Raw genomic sequence first — 20,312 nt, forward strand, 5'->3', positions numbered from 1 at the left:
GGGATAAGTGTTAGGAACGTGGGGGCGCGTCAAGCAGGCGCAACGCGTCGCGCACGGATTGTTGTGCGTCGGCGAGAGCGGAACGCGCGTGCTCGGGATCGACACGGGCGATCGTTGCAACGATGGCTACCTTAAGTTCACCATCGCACCGGGCCAAAACCTCGCGGGCGGCCTGTTCGTCGAGGGACGTCGCCTGCATCAGGATGCGGATGGTGCGGCGACGAAGCTTCTCGTTTGTGGCCACGACCGAGACCATCAGGTTTGACCAGGTGCGACCGACGGCGACCATGAGCGCGGTCGAGAATCCGTTGAGCACGAGCTTCTCCGCGGTTCCCGCTTTCAGGCGAGTGGAACCGGTGATCACCTCTGCCCCCGTGTGCAGCACGACATTGAAATCGGCCAGGGGAGCCAGGGAGGCGAACTCGTTGCAGGAAACCAGCGCGGTAACGCTGCCCGCTTCGCGCGCCGCCGACAGCGCTCCACCGACATAGGGGGTGTTTCCCGACGCGGTAAGGCCAATGGCGACGTCGAGGGGGCCGAGGCCGGCTGCCGCTTGGCGACCCTCCTGCTGGGAGTCTTCGGCGTCTTCGACGGCGCGAATGAGAGCCTGCTCGCCTCCGGCGATGTGCGCCACGACCAAGTCGGGTTCGAGGTTGAACGTCGGCAGCAGTTCTGCGGCATCGAGCACCGCCAGGCGGCCGGAGGTTCCGGCGCCGAAATAGTGGATGCGTCCGCCCTGCAAAAAACGAGCGGCGGCGATCTCGACCAGCTCGGCGACCTGCGGAATAACCGCAGCCACCGCATCGATCGCAGTGCGATCCTGCTCGTTCAACAGGGTTAAGAATTCTGCCGTCGTCAGTTCGTCGATGCCGAGCGATGATTCGAGGCGCCGTTCGGTCGCGGGCAGCAGCGCGTCACCCTCGAGGGTCGGGTCAAATGCCCCACTCTGTGCCTGGTCTGTCCTACCCATACCGCTTGGAATCCCCCATCGAATTGTCGCCACGCGCCCGACGGCCGTGTCGTTGAATATGAGTATGTATAAAAGTTTCAGAAAATGGAAGTCTCTTGGAGATTTTTTTCTGAAAGGCGCGGTTTGTGCAACCATGGGGTCATGGCACGCGTCCGCGATCTACTCTCGATAGCGCGTTATGGCGTGGTTCCGACATTCTCCGGCGCGGTCGTGATGGCCGCCGAGAACGGGGTCGTGACCACTCAGGAGTGCGTCGGCGAGACCATCGCATGGGCTGACGATGCCCGCACCCCGTGGTCGGGTGAAAGCAACTCCATCACCGTCGACACGTTGTTCGACGTCGCCTCTCTCACCAAGCTCTTCACGGCCGCGACCGTGCTGATCGCCCTCGATCACAGCAATGAGCGCCCCGATGCACCCGCGCACCGCTTTGTTCCGGAACTTGAGGCGGGGGCTGCACGCGACATCACCGTTGCGCACCTCCTCACCCACACCGCAGGCTTTGCCGCCGAGTGGCGGGATGCCGCGCCAGATGCGGCGAGCGCCGACCGGTTTCGCGCGACGCGGCCGCAGTTTTCGCCCGGCTCGACCCACCTCTATTCCTGCGTCGGCTACATCTGGGCCGGGCTCATCGCCGAGGCAATCACCGGCGAACGGCTCGATGAGAGCATGCAGCGCGCGATCTTCGAGCCGCTCGGAATGACCCACACCGGATTCACGCCATCCGCTCGCGCTGTGGGTGAGCCGATTGCTGCAACCGAGTTTCAACGCGTGCCGGCTCGCGGCCTCGTGCACGGCCACGTTCACGATGAGGCGTCGTGGGCGCTCGGCGGGATCGCCGGAAACGCCGGGCTGTTCAGCTCGGCTCGCCAGCTGCTGACGTTTGCAGAACTGCTGCGCAACGACGGCGCACACAACGGCCGCACAGTTCTGGCGCCGTGGGTTCATGCGGCGCTCACCACCGATCAACTGCCCGCCGCAATCGCAAACCACCCCGGCTACGGGCAGGCGATGGGTGCACGCGTGAGTGATCGCGCATGGATGGGGGCATGGGCGGACAGCGGTGCGATCGGGCACACCGGTTTCACCGGAACCAGCCTGATCACCCAGCCTGACGGCGACCGTTCAGTAGTATTTCTGTCAAACCGTGTGCACCCCTCTCGCGACGGAACGGATCTTCGTGTTTTGCGTGCCACCATCGCCGATGCCATCGCACACGCCGAGGAGCCAGAATGACCGCAGATGTCTTCATCTCGCTACGCCAGCGGTTACCGTCGCTACGCAAGACGGAGAAGCGCATCGCCACCTTCGTGTTAGACAACCCCGGCGTGGTGGCCGGGTGCACCATCACCGAGTTGGCGAGTCTGTGTGAAACCTCGCAGGCCAGCGTGGCGCGTTTTTGTCAGGCCGTTGGGTACAGCGGATACAAAGAGTTCCGCCTGGCGCTGGTTTCTGCGAGCAGTCGCGAAGAGGCAGCGCGCGAGCACTTTCGCGTGGCCGACGCCGACATCGACCCCGAAGACAGCGCATTCGATGTCGTCAATAAAGTGGCGTATCAAGAGGTTCGTGCGGTCGAAGAGACGGCCAGGGGTCTCGATCTCGAAGCGCTCGACGCGATTGTTGCGGCCATCAGCGCCGCGTCTCGCATTGACATCATTGGTGCCGGCTCCAGCGGACTCACCGGCCAGGACCTGCACCAAAAACTGCACCGATTCGGCTTGACCACCTACTTCTGGGTCGACGCGCACTTGGCGCTCACCTCGGTCGCGCTGAGCAGTCCCACCTCTGTCGCCATCGGTATCTCCCACTCCGGCCTCACCGTCGAGACGTATCAGGCGCTGGAAATCGCTCGAGCTGCCGGTGCCACGACGGTTGCGATCACGAATTTTCCAGATTCGCCGTTGGCCGAACTGGCCGATCATGTGCTCACCACGTCGGCGCGTGAGACGCCTCTGCGTTCCGGGGCGACGGCCAGCCGCATTGCGCAAATGGCGCTCGTCGACTTTCTCGTTGTGCGCCTCCTACAGAGCCAGCTCGATCGCGCAGCCACCTCGCTGCGCCGCACCTACGAGGCCGTGCAGCCCCACCGATTGAGCGTCAATCACCACCCCTCAACCTCGACCGACCCGGCACCCTAATCGCCGAGGAGGCGTGCGCGTTGTGGCGACTCTCATCCCCGGGCAGTAGCGTGTAAGGGTCCCCTTCCTTATTCGCTGAGATGACTGTGCCCGAAGCCACCGCACCACCACCCCCGCTCCTGCGCGTGCGCGATCTGACGATCACTCACACCGGCAACGCTGCACCGGCGCCGCAGGGGGTCAGCTTCGACGTTTTCCCTGGAGATGTCCTGCTCATTCTGGGGCCGAGCGGTGCGGGTAAATCCACGCTGACCTTGGCACTCAATGGGTTGATTCCGCATGACATCCCCGCCGACATCTCCGGCACGGTTGAGATTGACGCTCTGACGGCCCCCGCGGCAACGCCCGCTCAACTGTCCCCGCACGTCGCGATGGTCTTCCAAGACCCCGATGCCCAACTCGTCACCGGTTCCGTCTATGACGAAGTTGCCTTCGGGCTCGAGAACCTCCTGTTACCTGTACCCACCATTCATGCCAAGGTCGAGGCAGCCCTGCGCAAAGTTGGCCTGTGGGATCGGCGCCGCGCTAACCCTGATGCACTCTCCGGTGGTGGCCGCCAACGTCTCGCTATCGCGTGCGCCCTCGCGATGGGCGCTCCCGTGCTCGTCCTGGATGAACCCACCGCCAATCTCGACCCGCAGGGTATCGATGAGGTGTACGCCGCTCTGGCAGACCTGGTCGCCGACGGCGAGCAGGCCATCATCCTCGTCGAGCATAACCTCGACGCCGCGATGGGTTTCGTCACGCGTGTGCTGGTCCTTGATGAGGCGGGGCGGGTGGCCCATGACGGAACCCCGGAGCAGATTCTTCGTGAGCGCGCCGACGAGTTGAACGCCTTGGGCGTGTGGTTGCCTGAGGCAACCCTGGCGGCACTCACGTTGCGCGAGCGTGGCATGGCGATCGATCCGCTCCCGCTGACCGCGAGCGAACTAGCCGCAGCGTTGCCTCCGCGCACCACGATCAACTCCCCCGCTGTCGCGCAGGTGCCGCCCGCGCCGGTCGTCGCCCAGGTCAGAAACCTGACGTTCGAGCGCGAACACATGTCGGTGCTGAGCGACGTTTCCCTCGACATCGTCGAGCAGTCCTTCACGGCCATTGTGGGCGCGAATGGTGCTGGCAAGACCACACTGTTGCAGTTGATGTGTGGGGTGATGCGCCCACCCAAGAACGTCGTTTCGATCGCCGGTATTGACCCGGCGAAGGCACGGGCGCGCGTCATCGCGGATCGCATTGGCTTTGTATTTCAGAACCCCGAGCACCAGTTCATGACCGCGACGGTGTTCGACGAGCTGGCGTATGAACTGCGTGCCCGCAAGCGCCCCGAAGCCGAAGTGCGCGAGCGCACGGAGGCGATGCTGGAGCGGTTCGGACTCGCCGACAAAGCCGGCATGCACCCGTTCTTGCTTTCTGGCGGACAAAAGCGGCGCCTCTCGGTGGGCACCGCCCTGCTGTCGGGCGCTCGCATTCTGGCGCTTGATGAGCCGACGTTCGGCCAGGATCGCGCCCGTGCGCACGAACTGCTCGACCTGCTGCGCGAATTGCAGAACGACGGAACCACGATTCTGGTGGTGACGCACGACATGCAGCTAGTGGCTGATTACTCGACGCACACGATCGCACTCGCCGCGGGACGTGTGATTGCTTCCGGAACTACGCGTGATGTGTGGGCTCAGCCCGCGGCGCTCGAGGCCGCCGGGCTGCGCGTGCCGCCCGTGCAGCGTGCGATGCAGTCCCGCGCTGACTACGCGGATGTGTGGCGCATCTCGGATCTGGCACAGGCAGGGGCGGACGCATGACGATTCCGGCTCCCGCGGCGTACACCACCGGGTCGCTCGACGTTTTTCAGACCACCGAGCAGGCACCCGCGTGGCGTTATCTGCACCACATCAATCCGCTCGCGAAACTTGCCGCTCCCGTGGTTCCGGCGATCGCTCTGCTGTTCGTCCGCGATATTGATACGCCTCTCGCGTTCTTGGCGCTGTCGTATCTCGTGCTGCTGACCGGGGCGCGCATGACGAAGGCGCTCACCATCACGCTATTCGTCGCGTTTCCGCTCGCGGTGCTCGTCACGGGTGCCGGGCTCACGCTGTGGATGGACACGTCACAGGTCGGCGGCTCGACGGTGTTCACCATCGGTTCGCTCGCGATCACGAACGGCGCGATCGAGCAGGGTTTCGCGGCGGCGCTGCGCTTGGCCTCGCTCATTGCGGTGTCGCTTATTGCGGGTGTGACCACGTCGGGGCCGGATCTCGTGCGCTCGGCCGTGCAGTACCTCAAGCTGCCGTACCGCATCGGCTACACGGCGCTGGCCGCGTATCGGTTCGTGCCGCGCTTCAAGCATGAGCTGTCGATCATTCGCTCGGCACACCGTGTGCGCGGTCGACACGGTGGTCGGGGTCCGATCGCGGCGATCGCGCGCGGTTGGGGCTACACACTGCCTCTCATGGCCGGCGCGATCCGTCACGCGGAGCGCGTCGCCCTCGCAATGGACTCCCGCGCCTTCGGTGCGCACCCGACGCGCACCGAGCGCCACGAGGTTCCGCTTCGCGCCCGTGATTTCTGGTTCGTCGCGCTGTCACTTGTGATCACGGTGGCGATCTTCGCGGTCTGTCATCCCTGGTCCTGAGTGGTTTCTGGGAGACTTTGCGGGTCTCCACAAGGCGTGGCACTGAGTTTCACGTTGTTTGAGACGGAATTTCACAGAACCCTGTCTTTCGCGACGCAATCGCCTTAGAATTTGGGCATGCGGCAGTGACGCCGCGACAGCTTTCTGAGGAAGGATCCGGCATGGACCGCAAGATTTTTGATGAGGACCACGAAGCATTCCGCGACGTCGTCAAGCAGTTCGTAAAGCGCTACGGAACCATCGAAGCGCGCGAGCGTTGGGAAGCGAACGGCGAGGTTGACCGCGAAACGATGCTCGCGGCCGGCGAGTCGGGCATCATCGGCCTCTCGGTTCCCGAGGAGTTCGGTGGCGCCGGCATGCTGCAGGACTACCGCTTCCGCACGATCGTCAACGAAGAGACGATTCGTGCTGGCCTCGGCTCGCTCGCCGGCGCCTTCGGCATCCAGGACGACCTGGCGGTTCCCTATCTCGCGCACTTCGGCACCGACGCCCAGAAGGCCAAGTGGCTGCCGGGCATGGCAACCGGTGAAATCATCGGTGCACTCGCGATGACCGAGCCGGGTGCTGGTAGCGACCTGCGCGGTATCAAGACCACCGCCAAGAAGGTTGACGGCGGCTACATCGTCAACGGCGCGAAGACCTTCATTTCATCAGGCAAGACGGCTGACCTTGTTGTCACGTTTGTGAAGACCGGCGAGGGCAACCGTCCGGACGCGTTCTCGCTCATTCTCATCGAGAACGGCATGGAGGGCTTCGACCACGGCAAGAAGCTCAACAAGATGGGCTTCCACGGGCACGACACCGCAGAGCTCTCGTTCTCTGACGTTTTCGTGCCGGAAGAGAACCTCATCGGCGGCGAAGAGGGCCACGGCTTCATCCAGCTGATGCGCAACCTCCCGCTCGAGCGCCTCTCGATCGGTGTCTCTGCGGCGGCTGCCGCCGAGGCAGGCTTCCTGTGGACGCTCGACTACGCGAAGAGCCGCGAGGCGTTCGGCCAGCCTATCCTCGGCTTCCAGAACACCTACTTCCGTCTCGCAGACATGCAGATCACGGTCGAGTCGCTGTGGGCGTACGTCGACCGCGCGATCGAGCTCTACGGCGAAAAGAAGCTCACGCCGGAAGAGGCCGCCAAGGTCAAGATCTGGGCAACCGAGCGCGAATGGGAAGTTCTCGACCAGGGTGTGCAGCTGCACGGTGGCTACGGCTACATCACCGAGTACGACATCGCCCGCGCCTTCCTCGACGCCCGTGTGCACCGCATCTACGGCGGCACCAACGAAATCATGCGTGAGATCGTCGGACGCCAGCTCGCGAAGGGCTAAGTCTTCAACACATCAGCGGGTTCGGCCTTCGGGCCGGGCCCGCTTTGTTTTGTCGTCGCTCAGCCGATGTAGTCGGGGGCTGCCGGGAGCCCGAAGAACTCTTCAAGCGTGTGGTAGCCGCCCTCGTGGTAGAGCGTCGCAAGTTCGACGCCGATGTAGCGCAAGTGCCACGGTTCTGACGTGTAGCCGGTGATGCCGGTGGAGCCGTCTTCGTAGCGGGTGATCCAGCCGAATCGCCACGCGTTTTCTGCCACCCACGCGCCCTGTGCGCTGAAACCGAAGTCGTCGAGGGTTCCGCAGCCATTGCCACACGGCACGATGTCGGCGGTGAGTCCGGTTTGGTGTTCGCTGTGGCCGGGGCGGGCGCTCTGGTGGTCGGCCTCGACTTGACCTGCGGCATCGACCTGGGAGGAGTACGACGCGACCTGCGTCGTAAACGAACGGAACCCACTGTTCAGCGCAATGGTTCCGGCACCCTCATTTTGCGCTGCGGTGACCAGCGCATCGAAAGCCGCGGCGGCCTCGGCGCGGAGATGCGGTGAGCCAGCGGCCTGCGTTGCTGGCTGCACGAGGTCATTCGGCTGCCACGACGTATCGGGGAAGGGGCGCGCCTTATTAACGACAAACCACACCGTGGCAGGGTCGTCAGGCAACACGCACTTGTGAGTGCCTACCACGACGGCGCGGCGGAACTGCTCGACTCCGCCGGTCGCGGCAATCACGTCGGTGACGTTGGCTGTGGCGAGCGCATCGGTCATCGACGGGAGAGAACAAATGAAGGCGGTGGCCGGCACCGCGCTGATTTCTGGCACCGGCAAACTCGCGACGGCCTGCGGCCGTGGCGGCGACTGGTCGGGACCGGCAGTGGGCGTTGACGAACGGGCAGCCATGCCGATCGCTGCGCCGACAATGACGGCGGCGAGCCCCACCGATGCCACCACAATGGCGGCACGCCGAGACCGCGCATGATGGCGCGCGGCGGGGAACGGAGAGTACATGGGATTATCTCGGAAATCATGTCGAGCGCCTCGGGCAACACTCGGTATATGCCAGCGTACCCATTCCGTGGGACGTTTCGCAGTGACATGATCGAAGCATGACGACTCTGCAAAAGGCCGTGGTTTACGACGAAGTGGGCGCGCCGTCCGTTCTGCGCATTGCGGAGGTTCCTGTTGCGGTTCCGGGTGAGGAACGCGTACTGGTGCAGGTGCGTGCGGTGGGGCTGAACCCGTACGACGCTAAGGTGCTGTCGGGGCGTGCGCCGCGGGATGCGGCTTTTCCGCGCGGGATCGGTGGCGACGTTGCTGGTGTCGTTTCTGCCGTCGGTGAGGGTGCGGTTTTTGCTGACGGAACCACGGTGCAGGCGGGGGATGCGGTGCTGGGTTGGGGCGTGAATACGATGCGCGAATACGCGGTCGTGCGCGCGGCGAACCTGGTGCGCGTGCCGGAGGGGTTGTCATTTGCGCAGGCAGGATCGCTCGCGACGCCGGCATTTGCCGCAAACGCGTTGGTGCATGCGCTGGCGCTTCCTACCTCGGGCACGATCTTGGTTTCTGGCGCGACCGGCATGGTGGGCAGCCTCGTTTCGCAGTGGGGCGTACGGGCAGGGCTTCGGGTGCTGGGCACAGTGAGCGCTCGGAATTTTGAGCGGGCGCGCGGGCTTGGGGTGGAGCCGGTGGAGTATGGCGCGGGGCTTGCCGAGCGGTTGCGGGAGGCTGTCGGTGGCGACGTTCTTTCGGCTGTCTACGACACGGTGGGCGAGGAGACGCTGGCCGCAGCGACGGCGGTTGACGCGCACGCGCTCGTGACGATTGCCGGCGATGAGGTTGCCGAGCGGTTCGGGGCCATTTCGACGACCACGACGACGCGCGATATCGGGTTCTTGGCTTCACTTGCCGCCGATGTTGCGTCGGGCGCCATTTCTTATGCGGTGGCGTCGACGTTTGCGCTTCAAGACGTCGTGGCCGCCTTCGAGTTTTTAGAGTTTGGCCACCCGCAGGGCAAGGTCGTGCTCGAAGTATCGTAGATTTTTGTTCGATAGTGGGTTGACTTTTGGTTAGTACGGGTGTTCTATTGCTTCATGCGGTGGAACGGTCAACAACTCGGCGCTGTCGATGACAATGCCTTGCCCGGCATGGAGCAGCTGGGTGGTTTCATTCGGTCTGTCACGACGCCGGAATTCGCTGGCGTCACGTTTCACGAGGTGCTGGCGCGGTCGGCGTTGAACCGTGTGCCGTCGTCTTCGCGCATGATGTTCGACTGGACGATCAATCCCTATCGCGGCTGCTCGCACGGCTGCGTCTACTGTTTTGCGCGCGGCACGCACGAGTATCTCGAACTCGACGCTGGGTCTGACTTTGACAATCAAGTGGTTGTGAAGGTGAACATCGCCGACGTTGTGCGGCGAGAGGTTTCGCGGGCGTCGTGGCGGCGGGAGCGCGTGCATCTCGGTACGAATACCGACCCGTATCAGCGCGCGGAGGGTCGGTACGCCCTGATGCCCGGAATCATTGATGCCCTGGCGGGGAGCGGAACCCCGTTGGCGATTCTGACGAAGGGCACGCTGTTGCGGCGAGACCTCCCGATGCTCGTGGATGCCGCGCGCGAAGTGCCGGTGTCGATTGCGATGTCGATTGCCGTTTTCGATGATGCCCTGCAGCACAGCGTCGAGCCGGGCACGCCGACGGCAGCCGCTCGGTTGGCGACTGTTCGTGCTGCCGTCGAAGCAGGATTTCGGGTGCGGGTGTTTTTGATGCCGATCATGCCGCACCTGACCGACTCACTGGAGTCGTTGGACGATGCGCTCGCACAGATCAAGGCGGCGGGCGCGAGTGGTGTGACGTGGGGCGCCCTGCACCTCCGGCCCGGGGTGAAGCCGTGGTTCATGCAGTGGCTCGAACGAGAGCGGCCAGATCTCGTGTCATCGTACGCGGGGTTGTACCCGGGCATGTCTGCCGCCGCACCGAAAGCGTATCGGCAGTGGCTCGGGCGGCGGATTCGTCCGCTTCTTCGCGCGCACGGTCTCGCCGCGTTCGAGGACGACGACTACGGTGTGCGGCCGGCGCGTGCGGGTGGCGTTTCGAGCGGTCGGCGCGGCGCTGTTGGGGATGGCAGCAGTGCGGGGCGCATATCGGCACGATCAGGGATGACGCCGGTGCGCGCGACCGGGCGACTCGTGCCGAATCCCGAGGGGCCCGCGATGCTGTTCTAGTCGGGGCGGCGGGCGCAGCCGGGATTAGGCAAGAACGCGGGCGCAGTGGGCGCAGTGGGCACAGCTGGCAACTCCGAAAACACCGGTGGCCCGCCCAGACGAATCTGAGCGGGCCACCGGTGTGTAGAACTGGTTACGCCGTGATTTCCTCAAGCGTTGCCGAGCGACCTGCGATCTCTTCGATCACGTCGTCACCGGCGCGAGCCTCGTCGAAGGGTGCTTCGATCTCGGCGCGGTCAAGGAGTTCGGTCATGCGGCGGCGGCGCTGACGCGGGATGAGCGTCACGACACGTCCGCTGTTGCCGGCACGGCCCGTGCGGCCCGAGCGGTGCATGTACGTCTTGTACTCGTCGGGGGCGTCAGCCTGAACCACCAGGTCGATGTCATCAACGTGGATACCGCGAGCGGCGACGTCGGTTGCGACGAGCACGTCGACGCGACCCGAGGTCATACGCTGCAGGTTGCGCGTGCGCTTGGCCTGGTTCAGGTCTCCGTGCAGTGCGACGGCCGGGATGCCGGCGTCTTCGAACTGCTCGGTCAGCATTTCTGCGTATGCGCGGGTGCGGGTAAAGACGAGGGTCTTGCCTTCGCGGTCGACCAGGGAGGTGAGGATGTCAGCCTTCTCGCGGTGCTCAACCATCAGCACGCGGTGCTCGATGGTCCCGGAGTCCTGATCTTCACCAGCAACTTCGTAGACGGCCGGCTCAACGAGGAACTCGTTGACGAGGGCTTCGACCTCGGCGTCCAGCGTTGCCGAGAACAGCAGCTTCTGGCTGCCGTCCTGCGTCTGGCGGAGGATGCGTTGCACGGGCTCGAGGAATCCGAGCTCACACATGTGGTCAGCCTCGTCGAGGACCGCGAACTTGACCTCGGAAAGGTCGAGCTTGCGCTGCTGGATGAGGTCTTCGATGCGGCCGGGCGTGCCGATGATGATGTCGACACCCTTCTGCAGCGCACCCACCTGGCGACCCTGGGGAACGCCACCGTAAATCTGGGTCGTGAAGAGTCCGACGCTACGTGCGATCGGCTGCACGGTGCGGTCAATCTGCAGAGCGAGCTCGCGCGTCGGCGCGAGGATGATTGCGGACGGCTTGCGGCCGAACTCACGCTTGATGCCGGCGCGCGAGCGCAGCAGCGCCTCGACGAGCGGAGCACCGAAAGCGATGGTCTTGCCGGAACCCGTACGGCCACGGCCGAGGGTGTCGCGACCATCGAGGATGTCGGGGATCGTCGCAGCCTGAATCGGGAACGGCGACTCAGCGCCGAGTTCGCTCAGTGCGCGGACGATGTTGTCACCGAGGCCGAGTGCCTGGAACGTCGTCTCGGCGACGTCGTCAGCGGATACCGCCTGCGCCTCGAGACGCTCAAGTACGACATCTTCGTGATCTTCGAACGACTTCTTGGTTTCGGTCTTGTTCCAGTCGGAACGGTCGCCACGCGGACGCTCGTTGCGGTCGTCGCGGAACGACGGGCGCTCGGCACGAGCCGGGCGGTCACCGTACGAAGCGCGCTCGTCGCGGCCACGTGCCGGACGCTCGTCACGGTTGAAGCGCGAACGGTCGCCATCACGGAACGACGGGCGGTCGCTGCGAGCCGCGCGGTCGTTGCGGTCGAAACGACGCTCGCCGTCGCGGGGTGCACGGTCATCGCGGTTGTACGAGCCACGGGTGTCGCGGTCGCCACGGTTGTACGCGGGACGGTCATCGCGGTTGAAACGACGCTCGCCGTCGCGGCCACCACGGTCGTCGCGGTTGTACGAGCCACGGTCGGTGCTGTTGTCGCGGTTGTAGGCCGGGCGGTCATCACGGTTGAAACGACGTTCGCCATCGCGTGCGGCGCGGTCGCCACGGTCGTCGGTCTGGAAGCGCGAACGCGGGCCGTCGCGGAACACCGGACGCTCGCGGTCGAAACGACGCTCGCCATCGCGTGCCGGGCGTGCGCCACGGTTGACGTCGCGGTCGCCACGGTCCTGGCGAGGGCGGTCGTCGCGGTTGTAGCGGTCGCCACGGTCACCGCGGTCGTCGCGGTTGAAGCGGGGGCGCTCGTTGCGGTCGCCACCGGCGAAGCGGTTGTTACGGCCGCCGCGATCGTTACGGTCGTTGCCGTAGCTGCGACCCCGGTCGTCGCCGCGGTCGCGCAGGTCGCCACGCTCGTGACGGTCGTCGCGCGTCGAAGCGTCGCGCGACGGACGGCCGGCGGCGTTGTCCTGGATTCCGCGAGCGTGGTCGCGACCGGCGCGGTCGTCAGCCGACCAGCGTGCCTTCTTCGGCGCCTCGGCTTCGGCGGGAGCCTGGTAGCCGCGGTGCGAGCGGCCAATGCCCTGCTTCGTGGCCTTCTTGCGCTCCGAGTAGCGGGGGTCGTAGTTCTTGGGCGCGCGGGAGCCGCCCGATTTGTGGTTCTTCGGCATGAAGTGAATTAGTCCTTGAGTTGTCGCACGAAAACAGCGCTCGCGCATAGGCGAGTAACCCGGACTATCGTCGGCCGGGGCCATTCCTGTGATGTTCCGCGCACCGATCGGTGCACATCATCGGCCCCTGAGGCTCACACAAAAGATTTTCCGCTGACGCGGTTGCCTCAATGCCGACAGTCCAGTTTAACCGACGGGCGTCTGAGAAAGCGCCGTGCACCCAATCGTCCGTCCTGCGCCCGGCGCAACTCCCGGTTCCGCCCCCGGACGCTACCCCCGCGAGCGCCCCTGCAGAACGTAGCGGAGAGTGAGCCCGGCCAGGGCGATGACGGCTGCGACCACGATGGGGCGGAGCGAGAGTTCTGGCATGAAGAGGTATTGCTGGAACACCTGCAGCGCGTATTCGGGGACTTCGCGCCACTCCTTCAGCATCACGCGCGAGCCCAGCACGGATGCCGACGCTGTGATCGCGGCCGGCGTCACCCACAACAGTGCGAGCGCCCCGACGGTCGCGGCGATGCGGCCCGATGTATGCACGCCAACCATGACGACCGCGAATCCGACGCCGACGGGTGTGACCCAGAGGGTGATGGAGGACAGCATCGACATGTCTTGATGCGGCGCGATTACCGAAGCCAACTCGCGGATCCAGCCACCGACAAACAGGACGAAGAGTGTGGTTCCGATCAGCCACCCCGGCGATGCCCATCGTCCTGCGGCGTGCGTTTTGGTTCCGGAACCGAACCCCAGGCTGCAGAGCACACACGTCAGAAAGGCCGTGACGAGGCAGAGGGCCAGGCCCGTCGAGATGACGGCGAAGTATAGTTGCGATTCGCCATTACCTTTGAGACCCAGCAGCGTGACAAAAGCGGACTGGATGACGGCGATACCTTGGAGTCCGCTCACTCCCAGCACGACCCACCAGCGTCGGGCTCGGAGTCCGGGCGTGAAGCCCGTGATGAGACCGGCGAGCCCGGCTCCCACGATGAAGTACGCCGCGACGGCGTGCACGTAGTACTGGCTGAACGGTGCGAGCGCGAACGGCATATCGGTGTTGTTCGTGCCCCACAGATTCTGTAGTGGGAGTCGGGCGCCGGTCATCCACCACGGAAGCAGCCCGAGGCCTGCGGCGGCAACGCCAAGCGCGACCGCGCCGATTCGGCCCTTCGTTGTGGCTCGCATGCGGTCAGCCTAGGTGTGTTTCTCTCAGGCCTGGCCTGCCGCGCAGGGGTTTGTAATCTTTCGGACATCTGCGCAGTGTGAAATAGACGCATGGCACATGCTGATCCGATTACCGTCGCGATCGAGCGCCAGATCGATCCCACCCGCACGATCGAGGCAACAAGTTGGATGCAAGCAGGCGTTGACCTGGCTGCTGGATTCGACGGTTTCTTAGGTTCAGGCTGGGTTCGCGCTGGCGCCGAGAGCGAGCTCTGGTACATGCTTTACCGCTTCACCGACATTGCGACCCTCGAGGCGTGGGAGCAATCGTCGCAGCGCAATTGGTGGCTGGACTCCGGCCGCGCATTCGCGAAGGAAGTACGCACCGAGCGCCGGACCGGCATTGAAGGCTGGTTTGACGCACCACTGGGTGCGATGCTCAACGACCCGGCGACGGGGCCGATCGCGCAGGTCATTCCACCCGCACCTCCGCGATGGAAGCAGGCTGTCAGCATCTGGCTGGGCTTCTTCCCGGTGAATCTGCTGTTTTCGTGGCTGTTTGGGTTCATCCCGGGCTTCGACGTCTTGCCTATGCCGCTGCGCGTGCTGATCTCTACGCTCATCCTGACGCCGATCATGGCGTACTGGGTACTGCCATGGGTCACCCGCATGCTGCGGCCCTGGTTGCACAAGTAGATCGCAGGCGGGGCCGGGCCTGCCGGCGGCCGGGGAGTTGGTGTGGCCGCGAGCCGCGAACCGTCTACCCGGCGCCACTGCGCCGATACGATGAGATCGTGAGTTTTGATCCCACCGGTCGCCAAGTATTCCTGCATGCCTCGCACGATGGCCGCGTCGTTTCGGCGCAGATTTCCCAAGTGGGTGCCTCGCTTCGTCACCTCACTGTCGACGGCGTGGACGTGGTTCCGTCATTCCCCGCGGGAATCCCGGCACCCGGTGCCTCCGGCATCGTGCTGGTTCCGTGGCCCAATCGGGTGCGGGGCGGCACGTGGACGGTGGGCGACACGACGTATCAGTTGGCGATCACCGAGCCCGCACTCGACAACGCGAGCCACGGGCTGTTGCGTTTCACTGCGTACGACGTCGCGGATGGGCCGGAGTCGGTCACGCTGCGCGCCGACGTCTTTCCGCAGACCGGGTACCCATTTCACCTGCAGACATCGGTGACGTACGCGCTCGTTGCGGATGGCATCGTCGTCACGCATGCGATTCGCAATGTTGGCACGAGCCCGGCGCCGGTTGCCCTCGGCACCCACCCCTACTTAGCCGTTGGCGATGCGCCGGCGAGTGAGATTACGGTGACGTCGAGCGGAACCACATACTTCGTTGTCGACGACAAGCTGGTTCCGACGGGGTCGGCTGCCGTGACCCCCGAGAACGATTTGCGTGCGGGGCAGGTGCTGGCCGACCTCGTGCTGGACACCGCGTACACCGGACTGTCACGCGACGCCTCTGGACGTGCATCGCACACCCTGCGCGATACCGCTGGACGTACGGTGACGCTTTGGCAGGATGAGAGCTTCGACTACGTGCAGCTGTACACCGCGCGACCCTACGCTGATCGGGATGTCTCGATCGCGGTGGAGCCGATGACGGCGCCCGCGAATGCGTTCAACACCGGTGAGGCTGTGCGTTGGCTGGCTCCGGATGAAGACTGGCAAGCACAGTGGGGCATCACGTACGCGGCTAGCTGAGGCTCGGGCTCTCGCGGCCGGTTACTCGGTGCTACTCGCCGAGCGATAGCCCCGGGCTCTCGCTACTCCGCGCTCATCGACGCCGCCCATTCGGCGACCCGGCGCGTGCTTTCCTCTTCGGAGAGGTCTTCAACACGGCTCATGACCGACCAGCGCACACCGAACGGATCGCGGATACTCGCGAAGCGGTCACCGGACACAAAATTGCTCGGCGCCTCGCGAACCTCGGCTCCGGCGGCAGTTGCGCGGGCGACGACGTCATCGACGTCGGCGACAAAGATTCCCATCGAATAGCAGTCATCGCCACCGGTTGGTGCTGGTACGAGGTGGTACTCAGGGCTCGGCTCACCAATCTGGAGGTGGCCGTCTTCGAACGCTAATTCGGCGTGCACCACGACGCCACCGAACTCCGTGGCGTCGATGAGGCGGGCTCCGAAGATGTCGGCGTAGAAGGCCATGGCCTCACGTGCTCCGGGGATTGCGAGGAACGGCGTGAGGGTGCTGGATCCGTGGGGTCGGCCGTTCGTCGTGTGGGTGCCGGTGACGCCGATGCGTGGGGACTCGTTTTGCTCGTGAATACTCATGGCGTCACGCTACGCGCGGCTGGCGTGCGAGCGCTTGAAGAATTGCGACAACGTTGGAGCGCTTTGCGGTGTTGTTGGGTTCGCGTCGCTCGCGGTGTTGCGCGGTGCGGGGTTGCGGGCGCGGGTTGCAGGGTGTTCCGCGCGCTCGGGTCGTGCTTTAGCCTGTGTGCATGATCGATTCGTCGCGCGGGGTGTTGTTTCCGTCGCGGCTACCGTCATTCACTCGACTCCCACCACCGCCCGAAGTCGCGCATCTCGTCGTGTGGTTTTGGATTCCGGAGTGGAACCTCCCGCCCGGCGTGATCTCGCGGCAGGATCTCGTCGCGTACCCGGCACTCAACCTCGTCGTCGAACCCGACCAGGTGACGCTGTCTGGAGCGACGACGCGGGCGTCATATCGAGAGCTGAGCGGTGAGGGTTGGGCTGTTGGCGCGCTGTTACGGCCAGCCGCAGTCGCAGCGTTCGTCGAGTCGCCCGCAGACATTGTCGGCACGATGAGAACCGTCGATGCCGCAGACGTACTCTCTGCCGTGTCTGCGGCAATGGTTCCGGAGTCCCCTGCTTCCGCACGACATGCCGCTGCCGTGTCAGCGGTTGCGTCGTGGTTGGCGGCTCGGGCAGGCTCCGCGAGCGCGGCAGATCTGCACGCCAATGCACTGACCGATGTGTTTATGGGTGATCATCCTGCGCGGTCGGTCGCTGAGGCGGCGGCGCGGTTGGCTGTGTCGGAGCGTACGCTGCAACGAATCGCGCATCGCTACGTCGGCATGACGCCTGCAGCCATGATTCGGCGTCGGCGGCTGCAAGAAGCGGCCGAGCGGATGAGAGAGCATCCGGACGGGGATCTTGCGACGCTCGCGACGGAACTGGGCTACGCCGATCACGCGCACCTCACGCGGGACTTCCGGGTGGTGCTGGGGATCACGCCGACGGGCTATCGCGAGACGGCTACGCGCGCGAGCGAGTAACGCGGATCCGAATCACGCGGTAGACGACACCCGCGATGATGACGCACACGCCGATGAGGATTCCGGCGGCGGGAAGAGTCGCAACGAGGGTGAGGCATCCGATGGCGCCGAGGATCTGGAGCGCGCGCGGATAGCGGCGTGCGTCGCCTGACTGCCGGAAGGCCGCAACATTGGCGATGAGGTAGTACAGGAGCACCCCGAACGATGAGAAGGCAATCGCTCCACGCAGGTCGGCGACAAGGATGATCGCGATGACAATGACGCCGATCGCGATTTCGGCGCGACGTGGCACGCTCCAGCGTTCGTCTACGACCGCAAGGAATCGCGGCAGGTCTTCTTCCCGCGCCATGGCCAAAGTCGTGCGGCCGATTCCGGTGAGAAGTGCGAGGAGAGCGCCGAGGGAAGCCGTGGCTGCCGCGATGTGGAGGATCGGCGATGCGGCGGTCCACCCGGCGACCGTCAGCACGTCGGCGAGGGGGGTCGCCGTTGCTATGGCGTCAGCACCGAGAGTCAGTATGACGGCGAGTCCGACGAGCGTGTAGACGATGACCGCACCCGTGAGCGCAAAGATGATCGCGCGTGGAATGGTGCGCCGCGGAGTGACCACTTCTTCACCCATCGTGGCGATGCGGGCGTACCCGGCGAACGCGAAGAAGAGTAGTGCGGCACCCTGCAGCACACCCCATGCTGTCGGATCGGATAGCGGCTCGATGCCAAGTTCAGACGACGATGTGGCCACGCCTGACCAATACCAGCCGAGCTGCTCCGTTGTTAGTCGGGTGGTCACGGCGATGGCACCGGCCGCAACGACGATGGCGAGCCCGATCAGGCTGATGATGACCAGAATGCGTGTAAGCAACGCAGTGCGGGTGACGCCGAAGCAGTTCACCACGACGAGTGCGGCGACGGCAAGGACCGCGATCGGAACCTCGAAGCCGGTGGGTGCAGCATAGGCGGCGAAGGTCATCGCCATGGCAGCGCAACTCGCAACCTTTCCGATGAGGAAACACCAGCCGGCAATGAATCCGGCCCAGGGACCGATTTCAGCGCGTGCGTATGCGTAGGTTCCGCCGGATACCGGATGTACGGCCGCCAACTGCGCTGACGCCGTGGCATTGCAGAAAGCAACGATTGCGGCGATGGCAAGGGCCGCGAGCAGGGCATTGCCCGCGACGGACAGCACCGGACCCCAGACCGCGAATACACCAGCGCCAATCATGGAGCCCATGCCGACAACCACTGCGTCTGACAGAGTGAGTTGGCGTTTCAGTGGCACAGAAACATCGTGACACGAAGGGGTTAACGCGCGGTGACGTATTTTCGTGCGCCTGCCAAGTTCGGTGCACCTGGCCGGCGCGAAGCGAAGCTATTCGCCGTCGACAACCTCAGCCAGCACAACGGCCATCGAAAGCGTCTCACCGTCGAATTCGAACTGGAGGTATCCGTGTTCGTTGCGGTATCGGATGAATTCGTGGCTGGTCGCGATCGGCTCACCGAGGGCGTTCTGAATGTCCGCCCGAGACGAGGTGGCGTCGATGCCAGCGACGAGCGACGGCCACCCGGCATAGCGTTCGTGAGATCTCGTCTTTCGCGCATAGATAAAGATCGTGCGAAGGACGCCCTCAAGCACGAGGAAGTCGACGCCCCGATCAGAAACGGCGAGAAATTTCTCCTCGATGCCACGGTCGGTGTAGAGGTCGACTTTTGCGTTGCCTCCCAGGTTCTCCAACACCCGGCTGAAGCTCGCGTCGCTCTCACGCGCGCGCAGCGCCTGCAAAAATTCGATGATGCCGCCCTGAATCATTTCGCCCCTGAGAAATTCTTGCGATCGTCGTGCATTGATGATGCCACACGAAGTGCGCCTTGGGGGAAGGTTTCGGGAGAAGGAGGTTTCGGTTACGGGCGCAGTCGGTGGCCTCACACGGGCGGATCGTCGCCGGATGACCTATCGCCGCTGGCTTCCGTGGTTCCGCTGAAGCGCGCACCATCTGCCGCTCCCCCTGTGGGGTAGAAGCGGAGGATCGGCGTCGGGGTGTCGATGTAGGTGTTGCCGTTGGGGCTTGTCCAGTGCAGAATGCCGTGGCGTTGGTGCACGACCTGCCAGTGGGCAGCGTGCTTCATCCGGTGATGCCCCTTGCACAGCAGTGCCAGGTTATCGAGATGTGTTTTTCCGCCGTCAGCGGCTGCGAGGCCGTGGTCGGCGTCGCAGCGGTGCGCGCTCTGGCGACACCCCGGGAAGCGACAGTGTTCGTCACGCACCCGAAGCCGGCGCCGCAAGTCTTCACCGGGCCGATAACGGTCAACGGCAAGAACGGCACCGGACACGGGATGCGTCATCACACGATCCCACCCGGGTTCACCACCGGCCAGGAAGCGAGCAGTCTCCACGTCCATCGGCCCCACACCGATCAGCTCAGCATCAGAATCGGTGCTGCCAGCGAGGGTCGTGACAGGAACAGTGACCTGCACGTTCGCGCGAATCGCACCCAGGGCGTCACCGTGCCCGAGCGGGGCGCCAGAGAGGGCGATGTCAGCGAAGACATCCGCACGGATCTCATCACGACACCGCTCATCATCCGGATCGGCTTTCTCGACAGCGACCGCGATCGAGGTGAGTCGGTCGTGGATGCCGTGAGCGAGAACCGCGGGCAACAGCGCGACGAGTTCGGCCATGCCATCTGCAACATCACGAACTTTCACCGACCGGTGCTGGCGCGCGGTCTGGTGCCGCTCGGAGATGCTGCGCGCGTGGATCTGATTCGCGACACTCGGCAACACCGCCGCTAACCTCGGTGGCGTCGTGATCGCGGCACGCTCCAGCGCAGCCGCCTCATACTCGGGACGCACCTCAACCGGGAGGCCGTCGCTCGCCTTCACAATCTCCTGCACATGCCGCGACGTAATCACCCCGGTACGCAGCGCTTCAAACGTTTGCGGAAACCCGACGTACACGTCGTACGCATTCGACATCCGTCGCTGCACGGCGCGATTGTCGCGCGTCAGACTATGTGGCAGGGGTAGTTAGTTGCTGAGGCAGCGCCCCTATTGAAAGGTCTGAATCATTATGAGTCGTCCCCCGACGATCCCAGCGGAGAAGAAGCTCCGCATTGTGTTGTCCGTGTTGCAGGGTGAGATCTCGATCGCTGAGGCCGCCCGGCGTGAGAAGGTCTCGGAGCAGGCCATCGGGAACTGGAAGCGCCAGTTCCTCGAGGG

The 20,312-nt window shown here is 64.6% G+C and carries 19 protein-coding genes; 11 read left to right on the forward strand and 8 right to left on the reverse strand.

Annotated elements, in window-relative coordinates:
- Positions 1-10: 10 nt before the first annotated feature.
- Entirely contained in the window at positions 11-970 is a 960-nt protein-coding gene (locus ACQUSY_RS10925) for an N-acetylmuramic acid 6-phosphate etherase (RefSeq protein ID WP_428904512.1), read from the reverse strand.
- A 141-nt stretch (positions 971-1,111) separates the two neighbouring features.
- Between ACQUSY_RS10925 and ACQUSY_RS10930 the strand changes: the two genes are divergently transcribed.
- The 5 genes from ACQUSY_RS10930 (at position 1,112) to ACQUSY_RS10950 (ending at position 7,056) form a co-directional block, all read left to right on the forward strand.
- Positions 1,112-2,206 (forward strand): serine hydrolase domain-containing protein, encoded by a 1,095-nt coding sequence (locus ACQUSY_RS10930; RefSeq protein WP_428904513.1) that lies wholly within the window; start codon positions 1,112-1,114, stop codon positions 2,204-2,206.
- On the forward strand, positions 2,203-3,108 hold the full coding sequence (locus ACQUSY_RS10935; protein WP_428904514.1) for a MurR/RpiR family transcriptional regulator: 906 nt from the start codon (positions 2,203-2,205) through the stop codon (positions 3,106-3,108). Before ACQUSY_RS10930 ends, ACQUSY_RS10935 begins: the two co-directional genes overlap by 4 nt.
- A gap of 80 nt (positions 3,109-3,188) precedes the next feature.
- Positions 3,189-4,904 carry an ABC transporter ATP-binding protein gene (locus ACQUSY_RS10940; RefSeq protein ID WP_428904515.1) on the forward strand — a complete coding sequence of 572 codons (1,716 nt, stop codon included), beginning with the start codon at positions 3,189-3,191 and terminating at the stop codon, positions 4,902-4,904.
- Positions 4,901-5,734, forward strand: coding sequence for an energy-coupling factor transporter transmembrane component T family protein (locus tag ACQUSY_RS10945; protein WP_428904516.1), 834 nt, complete (start codon positions 4,901-4,903; stop codon positions 5,732-5,734). Before ACQUSY_RS10940 ends, ACQUSY_RS10945 begins: the two co-directional genes overlap by 4 nt.
- 161 nt (positions 5,735-5,895) lie before the next feature.
- Positions 5,896-7,056, forward strand: a complete 1,161-nt coding sequence (locus ACQUSY_RS10950; RefSeq protein ID WP_428904517.1) for an acyl-CoA dehydrogenase family protein — start codon at positions 5,896-5,898, stop codon at positions 7,054-7,056.
- A 59-nt stretch (positions 7,057-7,115) separates the two neighbouring features.
- Here ACQUSY_RS10950 and ACQUSY_RS10955 read toward each other — a convergent pair whose 3' ends face one another.
- The gene (locus tag ACQUSY_RS10955) at positions 7,116-8,054 is read right to left on the reverse strand and encodes a M15 family metallopeptidase (RefSeq protein ID WP_428904518.1); all 939 of its coding nucleotides are present in this window, start codon (positions 8,052-8,054) and stop codon (positions 7,116-7,118) included.
- 98 nt (positions 8,055-8,152) lie between these two features.
- On the opposite strand from ACQUSY_RS10955, the gene ACQUSY_RS10960 reads away from it, so the two are divergent.
- Positions 8,153-9,082, forward strand: a complete 930-nt coding sequence (locus ACQUSY_RS10960; protein ID WP_428904519.1) for a quinone oxidoreductase family protein — start codon at positions 8,153-8,155, stop codon at positions 9,080-9,082.
- 54 nt (positions 9,083-9,136) lie between these two features.
- Entirely contained in the window at positions 9,137-10,267 is a 1,131-nt protein-coding gene (locus tag ACQUSY_RS10965) for an Rv2578c family radical SAM protein (RefSeq protein ID WP_428904520.1), read from the forward strand.
- 133 nt (positions 10,268-10,400) lie between these two features.
- Here ACQUSY_RS10965 and ACQUSY_RS10970 read toward each other — a convergent pair whose 3' ends face one another.
- Entirely contained in the window at positions 10,401-12,674 is a 2,274-nt protein-coding gene (locus tag ACQUSY_RS10970) for a DEAD/DEAH box helicase (protein ID WP_428904521.1), read from the reverse strand.
- 270 nt (positions 12,675-12,944) lie between these two features.
- Entirely contained in the window at positions 12,945-13,856 is a 912-nt protein-coding gene (locus ACQUSY_RS10975) for a hypothetical protein (protein ID WP_428904522.1), read from the reverse strand.
- Positions 13,857-13,946: 90 nt separating this feature from the next.
- On the opposite strand from ACQUSY_RS10975, the gene ACQUSY_RS10980 reads away from it, so the two are divergent.
- Together ACQUSY_RS10980 and ACQUSY_RS10985 are read left to right on the forward strand one after the other, a co-directional pair.
- The gene (locus ACQUSY_RS10980) at positions 13,947-14,531 is read left to right on the forward strand and encodes a putative antibiotic biosynthesis monooxygenase (protein WP_428904523.1); all 585 of its coding nucleotides are present in this window, start codon (positions 13,947-13,949) and stop codon (positions 14,529-14,531) included.
- A gap of 98 nt (positions 14,532-14,629) precedes the next feature.
- A complete protein-coding gene (locus ACQUSY_RS10985; RefSeq protein ID WP_428904524.1) occupies positions 14,630-15,547 on the forward strand; it encodes an aldose 1-epimerase family protein in 918 nt (305 codons plus the stop codon).
- Between the two features lie 62 nt (positions 15,548-15,609).
- On the opposite strand, the gene ACQUSY_RS10990 is transcribed toward ACQUSY_RS10985, so the two are convergent.
- Positions 15,610-16,131, reverse strand: a complete 522-nt coding sequence (locus ACQUSY_RS10990; protein WP_428904525.1) for a VOC family protein — start codon at positions 16,129-16,131, stop codon at positions 15,610-15,612.
- A gap of 170 nt (positions 16,132-16,301) precedes the next feature.
- Here ACQUSY_RS10990 and ACQUSY_RS10995 point away from each other — a divergent pair, with 170 nt between their 5' ends.
- Positions 16,302-17,099 carry a helix-turn-helix domain-containing protein gene (locus tag ACQUSY_RS10995; protein ID WP_428904526.1) on the forward strand — a complete coding sequence of 266 codons (798 nt, stop codon included), beginning with the start codon at positions 16,302-16,304 and terminating at the stop codon, positions 17,097-17,099.
- Here the strand turns inward: ACQUSY_RS10995 and ACQUSY_RS11000 are convergent.
- The 3 genes from ACQUSY_RS11000 to ACQUSY_RS11010 all read right to left on the reverse strand — a co-directional run bounded on the left by ACQUSY_RS11000 (position 17,080) and on the right by ACQUSY_RS11010 (position 20,081).
- Positions 17,080-18,375, reverse strand: a complete 1,296-nt coding sequence (locus tag ACQUSY_RS11000) for an APC family permease (protein WP_428904527.1) — start codon at positions 18,373-18,375, stop codon at positions 17,080-17,082. The genes ACQUSY_RS10995 and ACQUSY_RS11000 overlap by 20 nt on opposite strands.
- Before the next feature lie 90 nt (positions 18,376-18,465).
- Entirely contained in the window at positions 18,466-18,903 is a 438-nt protein-coding gene (locus tag ACQUSY_RS11005) for a hypothetical protein (RefSeq protein ID WP_428904528.1), read from the reverse strand.
- Positions 18,904-19,016: 113 nt separating this feature from the next.
- Positions 19,017-20,081, reverse strand: coding sequence for an HNH endonuclease signature motif containing protein (locus ACQUSY_RS11010; RefSeq protein ID WP_428904529.1), 1,065 nt, complete (start codon positions 20,079-20,081; stop codon positions 19,017-19,019).
- A gap of 82 nt (positions 20,082-20,163) precedes the next feature.
- Between ACQUSY_RS11010 and ACQUSY_RS11015 the strand changes: the two genes are divergently transcribed.
- The coding region (locus tag ACQUSY_RS11015; protein WP_428904531.1) for a transposase at positions 20,164-20,312 on the forward strand (149 nt) is incomplete at its 3' end.

It is taken from the genome of Microbacterium daqui (assembly GCF_050408675.1).
In the GTDB taxonomy this organism is placed as follows: Bacteria; Actinomycetota; Actinomycetes; order Actinomycetales; family Microbacteriaceae; genus Microbacterium.

Coding starts and splice junctions, on each gene's coding strand:
- ACQUSY_RS10925 (WP_428904512.1), bottom strand. CDS start 970: ATGGGTAGGACAGACCAGGCACAGAGTGGGGCATTTGACCCGACCCTC.
- ACQUSY_RS10930 (WP_428904513.1), top strand. CDS start 1,112: ATGGCACGCGTCCGCGATCTACTCTCGATAGCGCGTTATGGCGTGGTT.
- ACQUSY_RS10935 (WP_428904514.1), top strand. CDS start 2,203: ATGACCGCAGATGTCTTCATCTCGCTACGCCAGCGGTTACCGTCGCTA.
- ACQUSY_RS10940 (WP_428904515.1), top strand. CDS start 3,189: ATGACTGTGCCCGAAGCCACCGCACCACCACCCCCGCTCCTGCGCGTG.
- ACQUSY_RS10945 (WP_428904516.1), top strand. CDS start 4,901: ATGACGATTCCGGCTCCCGCGGCGTACACCACCGGGTCGCTCGACGTT.
- ACQUSY_RS10950 (WP_428904517.1), top strand. CDS start 5,896: ATGGACCGCAAGATTTTTGATGAGGACCACGAAGCATTCCGCGACGTC.
- ACQUSY_RS10955 (WP_428904518.1), bottom strand. CDS start 8,054: ATGTACTCTCCGTTCCCCGCCGCGCGCCATCATGCGCGGTCTCGGCGT.
- ACQUSY_RS10960 (WP_428904519.1), top strand. CDS start 8,153: ATGACGACTCTGCAAAAGGCCGTGGTTTACGACGAAGTGGGCGCGCCG.
- ACQUSY_RS10965 (WP_428904520.1), top strand. CDS start 9,137: ATGCGGTGGAACGGTCAACAACTCGGCGCTGTCGATGACAATGCCTTG.
- ACQUSY_RS10970 (WP_428904521.1), bottom strand. CDS start 12,674: ATGCCGAAGAACCACAAATCGGGCGGCTCCCGCGCGCCCAAGAACTAC.
- ACQUSY_RS10975 (WP_428904522.1), bottom strand. CDS start 13,856: ATGCGAGCCACAACGAAGGGCCGAATCGGCGCGGTCGCGCTTGGCGTT.
- ACQUSY_RS10980 (WP_428904523.1), top strand. CDS start 13,947: ATGGCACATGCTGATCCGATTACCGTCGCGATCGAGCGCCAGATCGAT.
- ACQUSY_RS10990 (WP_428904525.1), bottom strand. CDS start 16,131: ATGAGTATTCACGAGCAAAACGAGTCCCCACGCATCGGCGTCACCGGC.
- ACQUSY_RS10995 (WP_428904526.1), top strand. CDS start 16,302: ATGATCGATTCGTCGCGCGGGGTGTTGTTTCCGTCGCGGCTACCGTCA.
- ACQUSY_RS11005 (WP_428904528.1), bottom strand. CDS start 18,903: ATGATTCAGGGCGGCATCATCGAATTTTTGCAGGCGCTGCGCGCGCGT.